Source organism: Streptomyces sp. HD (assembly GCF_028369295.1).
Taxonomy (GTDB): Bacteria; Actinomycetota; Actinomycetes; order Streptomycetales; family Streptomycetaceae; genus Streptomyces.
In genome coordinates this window covers 38627-51149 of record NZ_JAQMYP010000006.1, presented here as the reverse complement: position 1 = coordinate 51149, position 12523 = coordinate 38627, and the positions used below count along the sequence as shown (strand labels likewise).

Sequence of the window (12523 nt, the reverse complement as noted above, 5' to 3'; positions counted from 1 at the left end):
GAACCGGTGACGCAGCACCCCCCGACCGCGGACGAGCTGCTCCGTTCGGTCACCGACACACTCGGCTCGGAGGCACCGCCGAGCGAGGACGACAGCCTCATCGCCTGGGGCCTGGACTCGATCACCCTGATGAAGATCGCGGGCGGCTGGCGCAAGCGGGGCATCCGGGTCAGCTTCGCCGAACTGGCCAAGGAACCTACCCTGCGCGCCTGGCGTGAGCTGCTCGCGGCCCATGTCCCGGCCACCGGGCAGCAGCCTGCCGAGCCGCCGGCCTCGCCACCGCCGCCCTCCGCGCCCGAACCCCGCGAGCCCTTCCCGCTGGCCGTGATGCAGCACGCGTACTGGATCGGCCGCGGCGACGAGACCACCCTCGGTTCGGTCGCGGCCCACCTCTACGTCGAGTTCGACGGCTCCGGCGTCGACCCGGACCGCCTCGACACCGCCGTACGCGCCCTCGCGGCCCGCCACGGCATGCTGCGCGCCCGCTTCACCGACGACGGCCGCCAGCAGATCCTGCCCGACCTCACCGGCCCCGCGACGGTCGTCCACGACCTTCGCACCCTGGACCCCCGTACGGCGGCGGCCGGGCTGGAGGACGTCCGGCACTCCTCCTCGCACGCCCGCCTGGACATCGCCGCCGGGCAGGTCTTCTCCGTGCAGCTCTCGCTGCTGCCGGACGGCTCCAGCCGGCTGCATGTGGACGTCGACATGCTCGCCGCCGACGCCCTCAGCTACCGGGTCCTCCTCTCCGACCTGGCCAAGCTCTACGAGCACCCCGCCTCCCCGCTCCCCCCGATCCGCACCAGCTACCCGGAGTACCTCGCGGAGCGCGCGGACGTGCGGCGGCTGAGCCGGGAGCAGGCCGCGCAGTGGTGGCAGCGGCGCATCCCCGAACTGCCCAGCGCTCCCGAACTGCCGCTGGTGCCCGAGGCGGAGCGCGCGGACCCGACCCGGGTGACCCGCCGCCACCACTGGCTGCCGCCCGCGGAGAAGCGTCGGCTGACCGCCCGCGCCCACCAGCACGGGCTCACCCCGGCCATGGCGGTGGCGACCGCCTTCTCCGAGGTCCTGGCCGCCTGGAGCGGACAGCCCCGCTTCCTGCTGAACGTGCCGATGTTCGACCGCAGGGGCTCCCACCCCGACGTCGAGCTGCTCGTCGGTGACTTCACCAGCTCGGTGCTGCTCGACGTCGACCTGGCCGAACCGGGCTCGTTCACCGAGCACGCACGGCGCCTGCAGGACCGTATGCACACGGACGCCGCCCATGCCGACTACTCCGGCGTGGAGGTGCTGCGCGACCTGTCCCGGCTGGGCGGCGAACAGGTCCTCGCGCCCGTGGTGTTCACCAGCGCGCTCAATCTTGGCGAGCTCTTCGACGCGGGTGTACGGCAGTCCTTCGGCAAGCCCGTCTGGATCATCTCCCAGGGGCCGCAGGTGCTCCTCGACGCCCAGGTGACCGAGGTCGACGGCGGACTGCTGGTCAACTGGGACGTGCGGGAGGACGCCTTCCCGCCCGGCATGGTCGACGCGATGTTCGCCGCCTTCCACGGGCTCGTCACCCGGCTCGGCACCGATGACGCGGTCTGGGGGCGGCCGGTGCCCGCGCTGCTGCCGGCCGGGCAGGCGGCGGTCCGCGCCGAGGTCAACGCCACCGACGGCCCGCGCAGCCACCGGCTGTTGCACGAGGGATTCTTCGAGCGCGCGACCGAGCGGCCGGACGCCCCCGCCCTGCTGTGGGGCGACGAAGGCGCTCTGTCCTACGGCGAGTTGGCCGACCGTGCGCTCCGGGCAGGGGCAGCGTTGGTGGAGCGCGGTGTGCGCCCCGGCGACACGGTCGCGGTCAGCCTGCCCAAGGGGCCCGACCAGATCACCGCCGTACTGGGCGTCCTGGCCGCGGGCGCCGCCTACGTGCCGGTCGGCGTCGAGCAGCCGACAGCCCGACGCGACCGTATCCGCGCCACCGCCGGCTTCCGCGTCGCGCTGACCGACGGACGGCCCGTCCCGGGTCTGGACGCCCTCCCGGTCGCCGAGGCGGTGCGCACCGCGCCCCTGCCGGAGCCGGTCGCGGTGGACGAGGAGCAGCCCGCCTATGTGCTGTTCACGTCCGGCTCCACCGGCGAGCCCAAGGGCGTCGAAGTGCCGCACCGGGCGGCCATGAACACCATCGACGACCTCAACAGCCGTTATGGCGTGGGCACGTCGGATCGCTGCCTGGCCCTGTCCGCCCTGGACTTCGACCTTTCCGTGTACGACATCTTCGGGCTGCTGAGCGCGGGCGGCGCCGTCGTGCTCGTGGACGAGGGCGACCGGCGTGAGGCGAGCCAGTGGGCCGCCCTCGTGCGGAGGCACGCGGTGACGGTCCTCAACTGCGTACCCCCGCTCCTGGACATGCTCCTCCTCGCCACCGCACCCGCCGAACTCACCGGCCTGCGGGTGGTGTTGCTCGGCGGCGACTGGGTGGGCGCCGACCTGCCGGGGCGGCTCGCCGACCGGGCGCCCGGCTGCCGGTTCACGGGACTCGGCGGAACGACCGAGACCGCGATCCACTCCACCGTCTGCGAGGTGACGCGGGCTCAAGTGCCCGCGAACTGGCGGGCGGTGCCGTACGGCAGGCCGTTGCGCAATGTCCGCTGCCGGGTGGTAGATGCCCATGGGCGGGACTGTCCGGACTGGGTGCCGGGCGAGCTGTGGATCGGCGGGGACGGGGTGGCGCTCGGGTACCGGGCCGATCCCGCACGTACAGCCGAGAAGTTCACCGAGGCGGACGGGCTGCGCTGGTATCGCACCGGGGACCTCGCGCGGTACTGGCCGGACGGCACCCTGGAGTTCCTGGGGCGCCGGGACGACCAGGTGAAGGTGCGCGGCTTCCGGATCGAGCTGGGCGAGGTGGAGGTGGCACTCGCCGGGCACCCCGGCGTACGGCGGGCCGTGGCCGGGCTGACCCGGGGGCAGAGCGCCCAGCTGGCGGCCGCGGTGGCTGCCGACGCGGGGACGGGCGAGGACCAGCTGCGGGAGTGGGCGCGGTCCGTGCTGCCGCCGCACATGGTCCCGGCCCGCATCGCCGTCGCCGGGGAACTGCCGCTCACCTCCAACGGCAAGCTCGACCGGCGCGCCGTACAGGAGCTGTGGCGGGTGGAGGAGGCGGAACAGCACCGTGGGCCCGGTACCGCCCTGGAGACGGTCGTGGCCCGCGTCTGGCAGGACGTCCTCGGCGTCGAACGCGTCGGCCTGGACGACGGCTTCTTCGCCCTCGGCGGCGACTCGGTGCTGGCCACCGTCATCGTCGGCCGGCTGCGCGAGGCCCTGGACACCTCGGCGGTCTCCGTACGCTCCCTCTTCGCGACCCTCACGGTCGGCGGCATGGCCAAGCGGCTCGCCGCCGAGGAGGACACCCCCGGGCGTCTCGAACAGGTCGCGGCGATCCACCTGGAGATCGAGGACATGTCGGCGGACGAGGTCGACTCGGCACTGGCGCGAAGCGTGAGAAGGGACGCATGAGAAGGCGGGAGGGGTGGGGCACCTCCGGGCACCCCACCCCTCCCACGATGCCCCCTGGGGCCGTCAGTCGAGCTTCTTGAACCCGGGCTCCAGGTTGTCCAGCGCCCACGGGATGCCCAGCACGGACGGGCTGCGCAGCTGGCTGATGGTCGCGACGTCGGTCACGACGTACCGGCCGTCCTTCACCGAGGACATGTTCTTCACCAGGTCACTGGCCTCGAACGCCTTCTGCAGGGCCGGTGTGGTGAACGCGATGACGGCCAGATCGGCGTCCAGCTTGTCGAGCTGCTCGAAGGACAGCTCACCGGTCGGACTGCCGTTGACCGTCTTGATGTTCTTCACCGACGGGGTCAGGCTCATCCCGACCTGGCTCATCAGCTTGGCGGCGAAGTCCTCCTCGGAGGCGATGGTGAAGATCTTCGCCGGGGTGTTGCCGATGGACAGGCTGTACGTCTTGCCCTGCAGTTTCGGGTGCTTCGTCTTCACCGCGGCGATGCTGTCCTCGGTCGCCTTGATGACCTGCTCGCCCTGCTCCTCCTTGCCGACGGCCCGGGCGACCACCTGTACGTGCTCCTGCCAGGTCTGCTGCCCCCAGGCCCTCTCGTAGCCGATGGTCGGCGCCACCGCGGCGAGCTTCTTGTAGTCCTTGTCCAGGGTGAAGTCGGAGGTGGCGAGGATCAGATCGGGCTGGAGCGACGCCACCTTCTCGAAGTCGACGGCCGTCAGGGTGTCGAGAAGCTCGGTCTTCTTGGTGTCGATCCTGTCCTTCAGCCAGGGGTAGACGCCGTCCTTGGCGAGGGCGTCCTTGGAGATGGCGACCGGCGTGACATCCAGGGCGTACAGCGCGTCGATGTCGTCGGTGCCGCCGTTGCCGATCACCACGATCCGCTCGGGCGCCTTGGTGATCTTCGTGGTGCCGAACTTGTGCTTGACGGACACCGGGAAGGCGGACGAGGCGTCCGCCTTCGCGTCGCCGGAGGCGTCGGAGGAGGTGTTCGAGTCGTCCTTGACGGAGCCGCAGGCCGCCAGGGCGGCGGCCAAAGTGGCGGTGAGAACGGTGCTGAGGAGCTTTCTCGACATGCGCGTCAGTAAAGCAAGGTAAGCCTTGCCTTAGCAATGCGTTTCGGACAACTTCTTTGCTTTTGGCGGCAGTTGACGTTCTTCGATCACGGGCGGGCGGTGAGATAGCCCCCCATCGTGCGGAAGTAGTCGGTCGCCGCGTACTCCGTGCCGTCGTCGGTGCGCAGCCGCCGGATCGCCAGCCCCGGGTGGCGGCCCGAGTGGGCGTCCGCGCCCGCCACGATGACGATGCCGTCGCCCTCGCGGATGAAGATCCGGCCCGCGGTGCCGCCGTAACGGCCCTCGGAGACGGCGGCCGACACGATCCTGATCCGCTGTCCACGATGGAACGTGTACGCGTTGGGGTACGGGTCCGACTGCGCCCGTACGAGGCGCTCCAGGCGCTCCGCCGGCCAGCTCCAGTCGATGCGGCTGTCCTCGGGGGAGCGCTTGTGGAAGAAGCTCGCCCGGCTGCGGTCCTGCGGCTGCCAGTGGGGGGCGTCCTTGCCGGAGGCGATGAGGTCGAGCGACTCGCGCACGATGGGCGCGATCAGGTCGACCGTGCGGTGGAACAGGTCCGTCGCCGTGTCCTTCGGTCCGACCGCGACCGAGCGCTGCACCAGGATGTCGCCCGCGTCCAGCTCGGCGTTCATGCGGTGCGCGGTGACACCGACGCGCGCCTCGCCGTTGATGAGCGCCCAGATGATGGGGGAGAAGCCGGCGTAGGACGGCAGCAGTGAGTCGTGGACGTTGAGCGTGCCGTGCGGCGGCAGGTCGAAGAGCTCCGGCGGCAGCCAGGTGCGCCAGTTGTTGGCGACCAGGATGTCGGGCCGGGCCTCGCGCAGGGCGGCGAGGAGTTCGGGGTCGTCCGGGCGGTTGCGCAGGAGTACGGGGACGTCGTTCTTCTCGGCCAGTTCGGCGACGGAGTCGTCCCAGATCTTCTCGTAGGCGTGGTCGCTCTTGGGGTGGGTGACCACGAGGACGACCTCGTGATCGGAGTCCAGCAGGGCCTGCAGTGTGCGGTGACCCCAGGTCTGGTAGCCGAACATGGCGACGCGCATGCGGTTCTCCCCTTCGGCGGGCTCCATTGCAAGGTAAGGCTAACCTTATCTAACATGTGGCTGCCTGAGGGAGGCGATGCCACGGTGAAGTCACCGCTCACGGGATCGGACACCACCTACGACGTCCTCGGAATCGGCTTCGGGCCGTCAAATCTCGCACTGGCCATAGCGATTGACGAACACAACGCGACTCTTCCGGCCGACCGTCGGATCAACGCCCTTTTCCTGGAGCGCCAGCCACGTTTCGGCTGGCACCGGGGCATGCTCATCGACGACGCCACCATGCAGGTGTCGTTCCTCAAGGACCTGGTGACGCTGCGCGATCCGGCCAGCGACTTCAGCTTCCTGTGCTTCCTGCGCGAACGCGGCCGGCTGGTCGACTTCCTGAACCAGAAGACGCTCTTCCCGCTCCGCGTCGAGTTCCACGAGTACTTCGAGTGGGCCGCCGAGCGGGTACGGCACCTCGTGGCGTACGACCATGAGGTGACCGCCATCGACCCCGTGCGCGACGACACGGGCACCGTCACGCACTTCGAGGTGGTCTGCCGCGACCCGGAGCGGCCCGACCGCCATGTCACCCACCGCGCCCGCGACATCAGTGTGGCCGTCGGCCTGGAACCCCATGTGCCGCCCGGCGTCGAACTCTCCGAACGGATCTGGCACAACAGCCAGTTACTTCCCCGAGTGACCGAACTCGCCACCACCGGCACCCCGGTGCGCCGCGCGGTCGTCCTCGGCGCCGGGCAGAGTGCCGCCGAGACCGTCGACTATCTGCACCGCTCCTTCCCGGAGGCCGAGGTCTGCGCCGTGTTCGCCAAGTACGGCTACACCCCGGCCGACGACAGCCCGTTCGCCAACCGCATCTTCGACCCGCAGGCGGTGGACGTGTACTTCGTGGCCCCCTCCGAGGTGAAGCAGTCCCTCTTCGACTACCACCGCTCCACCAATTACTCCGTCGTGGACATGGAGTTGATCGAGGCCCTGTACGCCACCGCGTACCAGGAGAAGGTCACCGGCCGCGAACGGCTGCGCTTCCTCAACGTCTCCCGCATCCGCGACGTGGCACTGCGCCGTGACGGAGGGCTCGACGTCGCGGTGGAGTTCCTGCCGACCGGGGAACGGCGGGTCCTTGAGGCCGACGTGCTCGTGCACGCCACCGGCTACCGGCCCCGCGACCTCACCGCCCTGCTCGGCGAGGCGTCGAAGGTCTGCCTGCGGGACGACGGGGACGCGATCCGGGTCAGCCGCGACCACCGCGTGGAGACCGCGCCCGACGTCGCCGCGGGAATCTACGTCCAGGGCGGCACCGAGCACACCCATGGACTCACCTCGACCCTGCTGTCGACCACCGCGATCCGCGCCGGGGAGATCCACCGCTCCCTGCTGGCTCGCCGTACGGCGTCCGTCTGAGCCGGGGTCAGACCGCTTCCGCCGTGGGCACGGCGGGGTCGAAGAGCGTCACCACGCGATCCGTGGACGTCACCGCCCCGCAGGTGTCCGCCACCCACTCCAGCGCGAACTCGTGGCTCCCGGCGGACACATCGGCGATGGCGTCCGCGACGACGAACGGCTCCAGGTCCGCCACCCAGGCGTCGGCGGCCGTCATCAGCACGCCGACCCGGGCGAACAACCCGACGACCACCACCTGATCGCGCCTCAGCTCCCGTAAGCGGCTGTCCAGCCGGGTCCGGGCGAACGCGCTGTACTTCCGCGCGGTGAGCACGGTGTCGCCGATGTGCGGCAGCACCTGCTCGGCGAACGCCTCGCCGCCCCGGTCGGCGGGTGGGCCAAAGGGGCGTCCGGTGGGGGCGGGGCCCCGCTCGCCGGCCGGCACCGAGTGGATGACCGGGACGCCCACGGCATGGGCGGTGTCCATCAACTTGCCCGCGTTCACGAGGAGTTCGGCGACCGGGGTGCCCTGACGGACCAGTTCCCGCAGGAAGCGCCGCTGCAGATTGAGCACCAGGAGCGCAGCCCGGCCCGGGTCGAGGAGCCACCCGGTCGGATCGTCGGGGAGCATCGCGGGAGTCGGCATGACGTACGGGAAGATCGAGCCAGAGGTCATCTCGGTTTGCCCTTCGGTGAGTCGGGGCTGCACAGATATGCGGCTCCGCCGCGCCCCTATTTAGGTTAGCCTCACCTAAGTTCGATTGTCTCGCCGGTGAAACCGGTCAACTCCCGTCATCCCAGGGCGCGGTCGAGGTTGAAGGCCGCACTGATCAGGGCGAGGTGGGTGAACGCCTGCGGGAAGTTGCCCTGCTGCTCACCGGTGTGGCTGATCTCCTCGGCGTACAGGCCCAGATGGTTGGCGTACGTCAGCATCTTCTCGAAGGCGAGCCGTGCCTCGTCCACCCGGCCGGCCCGGACCATCGCCTCGACGTACCAGAACGAGCAGATCGAGAACGTGCCCTCGTCGCCGCGCAGCCCGTCGGGGCTCGCTCCCGGGTCGTAGCGGTAGACCAGCGAGTCGGACACCAGCTCCTGGGTGAGGGCGTCCAGGGTGGACAGCCACTTGGGATCGGTCGGCGCGATGAACTTCGACAGCGGCATCATCAGTACGGCCGCGTCCAGCACGTCACCGTCCTCGTGCTGGACGAACGCCTGACGCGTCTCGGACCAGCCGCGCTTCATGATCCGCCGGTAGATCGTGTCCCGGCACGCCTGCCAGCGGGGCAGATCGGCGGGCAGTCCGCGCCGGTTGGCCATGCGGATCGCCCGCTCGATCGCCACCCAGCACATCAGGCGCGAGTACAGGAAGTTCTTGCGGCCGCCGCGGGTCTCCCAGATGCCCTCGTCGGGCTGGTCCCAGTGCTCGCACACCCAGTCCACCAGCGCGCACACATCGTCCCACTGGTCGCTGGAGACGGGCTCCGCCCATTTGTCGTACAGGTAGATCGAGTCGATCAGCGCACCGTAGATGTCGAGCTGGAGCTGGTCGGAGGCGGCGTTGCCGATCCGTACCGGGGCGGAGGCGAGATGCCCCTCAAGATGGCCGAGTTCACGCTCCGGCAGATCGGCGCGGCCGTCGATGCCGTACATGATCTGCAGCGGGCCGGACGGCTTGCCGTCGCCCGGGGTGATGTGCCGGGTCACGAAGTTCATGAAGGCCTCGGCCTCGCTGGTGAAGCCCAGCCGCAGCAGCGCGTACACACAGAAGGCGGCGTCGCGCACCCACACGTACCGGTAGTCCCAGTTGCGTTCGCCGCCGATCTGTTCGGGCAGGCTCGTCGTCGGCGCGGCCACGATGGCGCCGGTCGGCGCGTAGGTGAGCAGCTTCAGGGTGAGGGCGGAGCGGTGCACCATCTCCCGCCAGCGGCCCCGGTACTTGGAGGCGGACAGCCAGTGCCGCCAGTAGTCGACCGTGCTGTTGAACTGCGCCTCGGCCTCGCTGTGCGCGCACCGGCGCGGGGTCACCTCGCCGCCGACCTGGTCCAGTGCGAACACCGCCGACTCGCCCTGGGCGAGCTTGAACTCGGCGTGCGCGTCCAGGTCGTCGACCTCCAGCGGCACGGTCGAGGTCAGCCCGAGCGACAGCTTCTCGGACTCGAACACCGCGACGTCGCCGACCCTGCGCACGGTGTGCGGCGCCGCTCCGTAGTCGAAGCGCGGCGCCACGCGCGTCCGGAACGGGATGGATCCGCGTACGCACACCACGCGCCGGATCAGCCGGTGGCGTTCCGCCTCGAACGAGCCGCCGTCGACCGGCATGAAGTCCTGTACCTCGCCGACGCCGTCCTCGGTGAAGAAACGGGTGATCAGGACGTTCGTGTCGGGAAAGTAGAACTGCTTGGTCTTCGCCGGCACCGTGGCCGCCAGCTCGAAGCAGCCGCCCCGCTCCGCGTCCAGGATCGCCGCGAAGACACTCGGCGCGTCGAAGGCCGGGCAGCAGTACCAGTCGATCGTGCCGTCGGTCCCGACCAGGGCCACACTGCGCAGATCGCCGATCAGCCCGTGCTCGGCGATCGGCAGATAACGCCCCGGCCGCCGCGCAGCCGCCGGTCCGTCCTGGTCGATCGGTGTCGTGCTCATCGCAGCCTCCCTGGGCCGACCACGCGCCTCGCTCCCAGCGTAGGTGGAATCGGCCGGGCGGGTGCCGGGATCAGGGCGGGGCGAGGGCGGGGGTGAAGGGCTCGGGAATCGGCGGCGGCTCGGGGCGCCGGTCAGACCGTGACCACCCGCAGGCCCGCCTCCTCGAAGCGCCGCACCGTCTCCGGGTCGGCCGCCGTGTCCGTGACCAGTGTGTCCACCGCGTCGGCCGCGCAGATCCGGGCGAACGCCCGCTGCCCCAGCTTGCTGGAGTCCGCGGCCACGATCACCCGCTCGGCCCGCTCGCACAGCAGCCGGTTGATCGCCGCCTCCGCCTCGTCGTGCGCGGCGGCGCCGTGCGTGAGGTCGAAGGCGACGACGCCGAGCACCGCCACATCGATGGTGATCTGGGCGAGCACCCCGTCCGCGAGCGGCCCGATGAGCTCGTACGACTGCGGGCGCGCGACCCCGCCCGTGACCACGATCTTGAACTGGGGGCGCACGGCCAGTTCGTTGGCGATGTTGAGCGCGTTCGTGACGACGGTCAGCGCGGGCGTGCCGGACGCCAGGTCGCTGCGCACGGCCAGGGCGCGCGCCACCTCGGTGGTCGTCGTCCCACCGGTCAGCCCCACCGCCTCGCCGGGCGCGATCAGATCGGCCACCGCCTTGGCGACGCGCTGCTTCTCGGAGACGTGCCGGGCGGTCTTGTAGCGCAGCGGCAGTTCGTACGACACCCCGTGCACGACGGCGCCGCCGCGCGTGCGCACCAGCATCTGCTGCTCGGCGAGCTGGTCGAAGTCACGCCGGATCGTCGCGGCCGACACCTCCAGCTCGGCGGCCGCCTCCTCGACGTCCAGCCGGCCCCGCTCGACGAGCAGCTCCAGCAGCGTCTTCCAGCGGGCGTCGCGCGACATCCGCCCTCCATTCCTCGATCTCCGGCGACCTTAGCGCACCCCTCTCAGCTGTATTGCTTGATTCTGCTCGAAAGGTGGCTATATCTTGCATGAACAATCACGAGAACTCGGGGTGGGCCGGAAGGATGGCGGCATGACGCATGTCGAGGACGAGCTCAACAGCCAGCCCGAGTGCTGGGCGCGCGGCGCGGCGGAGGCGACCGGCCTCCGCGGGGCGCTGCCGGCGCCGGGGGAGCGGGTCGCGGTCGTCGGCTGCGGCACGTCGTACTTCATGGCGCAGGCGTTCGCCGCGCTGCGCGAGGAATCGGGCGCGGGGGAGACGGACGCCTTCGCCGCGTCGGAGTTCCCGTACGGGCGGACGTACGACCGGGTCCTCGCCCTCAGCCGCTCCGGGACCACAACGGAAGTCCTCGATCTGCTGGGGAAGCTGAAGGGGCGCACGCCCACCACGGCGATCACCGCCGACCCGGACACGCCCGTCATGGCGGCCGCGGACGAGGTCGCCGTCCTGGACTACGCGGACGAACGGTCCGTCGTGCAGACCCGGTTCGCCACCACCGCCCTCACCCTGCTCCGTGCCCACCTCGGTCTGCACACCGACACGATCGTCGCCGACGCCCGCACCGCGCTCGCCGGCGAGCTGCCCGAAGGGCTCGTGGCGTGCGGGCAGTTCACGTTCCTGGGGCGCGGCTGGACCGTGGGCCTGGCCAATGAGGCCGGGCTGAAGATGCGCGAGGCGTCGCTGTCCTGGACCGAGGCCTACCCGGCCATGGAGTACCGGCACGGCCCGATCAGCATCACCACCAGCGGCACGGCGACCTGGATGTTCGGCGAGGCACCCGAAGGGCTCGCCGAACAGGTCCGCGCCACGGGCGGGCTGTGGATCGAGGGCCGCCTCGACCCCCTCGCCGAACTGGTCCGCGCCCAGCGGCTCGCGGTCGCCGTCGCCGTGGCCCGCGGCCTCGACCCGGACCAGCCGCGCCACCTCACCCGCTCGGTGATCCTCGCCCCCTGACACGTCCCGTCAGAGACCGGGACGCGTGGCGTCATACGTCGAGACGCGTCCCCTCCCGCGCCGAGAAAGGACAGCCGTGCCCCTCGCGACCACCGGCGAGCTCATCACCCGCGCCGCCGCAGCCCGTTCCGCAGTCGCCGCCTTCAACGTCATCACCCTGGAGCATGTCGAGGCCGTCATCGCCGGCGCGGAGTCGGTGGGCGCGCCCGTCGTCCTCCAGGTCAGCGAGAACGCCGTCAAGTTCCGCTACGGGCGTCTTCTGCCGCTGGCCCGTGCGGCCGTCGCCGCCGCCGAACGCGCCGCCGTCCCCGTCGCACTGCACCTCGACCACATCCAGAGCGACGACCTGCTGCGGCAGGCGCCGGCCGCCGGGTTCAGCTCGGTGATGTACGACGCGGCCCGGCTGCCGTACGCGGACAACCTGGCCGCGACGAAGGCCGCCGTCGACTGGGCGCATGCCCAAGGCCTCTGGATCGAGGCCGAGTTGGGCCGGCTCGGCGGCAAGAACGGCGAGCCGCCGCTCGACGCCCACGCGCCCGGCGCCCGCACCGACCCGGCCGAGGCGCACGCCTTCGTCACCGACTCCGGTGTCGACGCCCTCGCCGTCGCCATCGGCAGCTCGCACGCCATGACCACCCGTACCGCGACGCTCGACCACGACCTCCTCAAACGCCTCTCCGCCGGCCTGGACATCCCGCTCGTCCTGCACGGCTCCTCCGGCGTCCCCGACGGCGAACTGAGAGCGGCGGTCGCGGGCGGCATCGCCAAGGTCAACGTCGGCACGGCCCTGAACATCGCCATGACGACCGCGATCCGGGAGTTCCTCGCCACCCATCCCGAGGCGGTCGACTCACGCAAGTACCTCAGCGTGGGGCGGGAGGCGATGGTGCAGACGGTGGCCCGCACCATCCGGGTGCTGAGCGCTCCCTGACCCGCTGCCCACCACGGGC

Annotated in this window: 9 protein-coding genes; 4 read left to right on the top strand and 5 right to left on the bottom strand. The window is 71.0% G+C overall.

The genetic code is table 11. The features are described 5' to 3' along the window. Positions 1 to 6: 6 nt before the first annotated feature. Positions 7 to 3498 carry an amino acid adenylation domain-containing protein gene (locus POF73_RS07965; protein WP_272113813.1) on the top strand — a complete coding sequence of 1164 codons (3492 nt, stop codon included), beginning with the start codon at positions 7 to 9 and terminating at the stop codon, positions 3496 to 3498. A gap of 63 nt (positions 3499 to 3561) precedes the next feature. On the opposite strand, the gene POF73_RS07960 is transcribed toward POF73_RS07965, so the two are convergent. Both POF73_RS07960 and POF73_RS07955 read right to left on the bottom strand, forming a co-directional pair. Continuing rightward, positions 3562 to 4578 carry an iron-siderophore ABC transporter substrate-binding protein gene (locus POF73_RS07960; RefSeq protein ID WP_272113812.1) on the bottom strand — a complete coding sequence of 339 codons (1017 nt, stop codon included), beginning with the start codon at positions 4576 to 4578 and terminating at the stop codon, positions 3562 to 3564. 86 nt (positions 4579 to 4664) lie between these two features. After that, positions 4665 to 5618, bottom strand: a complete 954-nt coding sequence (locus tag POF73_RS07955) for a methionyl-tRNA formyltransferase (RefSeq protein ID WP_272113811.1) — start codon at positions 5616 to 5618, stop codon at positions 4665 to 4667. Between the two features lie 84 nt (positions 5619 to 5702). Here POF73_RS07955 and POF73_RS07950 point away from each other — a divergent pair, with 84 nt between their 5' ends. After that, positions 5703 to 7028, top strand: coding sequence for a lysine N(6)-hydroxylase/L-ornithine N(5)-oxygenase family protein (locus POF73_RS07950; RefSeq protein WP_272113810.1), 1326 nt, complete (start codon positions 5703 to 5705; stop codon positions 7026 to 7028). A 7-nt stretch (positions 7029 to 7035) separates the two neighbouring features. Here the strand turns inward: POF73_RS07950 and POF73_RS07945 are convergent, their stop codons facing one another. The 3 genes from POF73_RS07945 to POF73_RS07935 form a co-directional block, all read right to left on the bottom strand. Beyond that, a complete protein-coding gene (locus POF73_RS07945; RefSeq protein WP_272113809.1) occupies positions 7036 to 7683 on the bottom strand; it encodes an isochorismatase family protein in 648 nt (215 codons plus the stop codon). A gap of 116 nt (positions 7684 to 7799) precedes the next feature. Further along, on the bottom strand, positions 7800 to 9647 hold the full coding sequence (locus POF73_RS07940; protein ID WP_272113808.1) for a glycoside hydrolase family 15 protein: 1848 nt from the start codon (positions 9645 to 9647) through the stop codon (positions 7800 to 7802). Positions 9648 to 9778: 131 nt separating this feature from the next. Next, positions 9779 to 10558, bottom strand: coding sequence for a DeoR/GlpR family DNA-binding transcription regulator (locus POF73_RS07935; RefSeq protein ID WP_272113807.1), 780 nt, complete (start codon positions 10556 to 10558; stop codon positions 9779 to 9781). Positions 10559 to 10691: 133 nt separating this feature from the next. Here POF73_RS07935 and POF73_RS07930 point away from each other — a divergent pair, with 133 nt between their 5' ends. Together POF73_RS07930 and POF73_RS07925 are read left to right on the top strand one after the other, a co-directional pair. Then, positions 10692 to 11573 carry an SIS domain-containing protein gene (locus tag POF73_RS07930; protein WP_272113806.1) on the top strand — a complete coding sequence of 294 codons (882 nt, stop codon included), beginning with the start codon at positions 10692 to 10694 and terminating at the stop codon, positions 11571 to 11573. Between the two features lie 76 nt (positions 11574 to 11649). Then, positions 11650 to 12504, top strand: a complete 855-nt coding sequence (locus POF73_RS07925) for a class II fructose-bisphosphate aldolase (protein ID WP_272113805.1) — start codon at positions 11650 to 11652, stop codon at positions 12502 to 12504. Positions 12505 to 12523: the final 19 nt, after the last annotated feature.

Bases quoted from the DNA above. Each gene is read 5' to 3' on its own strand.
- POF73_RS07960 (WP_272113812.1), bottom strand. From the start codon at position 4,578: ATGTCGAGAAAGCTCCTCAGCACCGTTCTCACCGCCACTTTGGCCGCC.
- POF73_RS07955 (WP_272113811.1), bottom strand. From the start codon at position 5,618: ATGCGCGTCGCCATGTTCGGCTACCAGACCTGGGGTCACCGCACACTG.
- POF73_RS07945 (WP_272113809.1), bottom strand. From the start codon at position 7,683: ATGACCTCTGGCTCGATCTTCCCGTACGTCATGCCGACTCCCGCGATG.
- POF73_RS07940 (WP_272113808.1), bottom strand. From the start codon at position 9,647: ATGAGCACGACACCGATCGACCAGGACGGACCGGCGGCTGCGCGGCGG.
- POF73_RS07935 (WP_272113807.1), bottom strand. From the start codon at position 10,558: ATGTCGCGCGACGCCCGCTGGAAGACGCTGCTGGAGCTGCTCGTCGAG.
- POF73_RS07930 (WP_272113806.1), top strand. From the start codon at position 10,692: ATGACGCATGTCGAGGACGAGCTCAACAGCCAGCCCGAGTGCTGGGCG.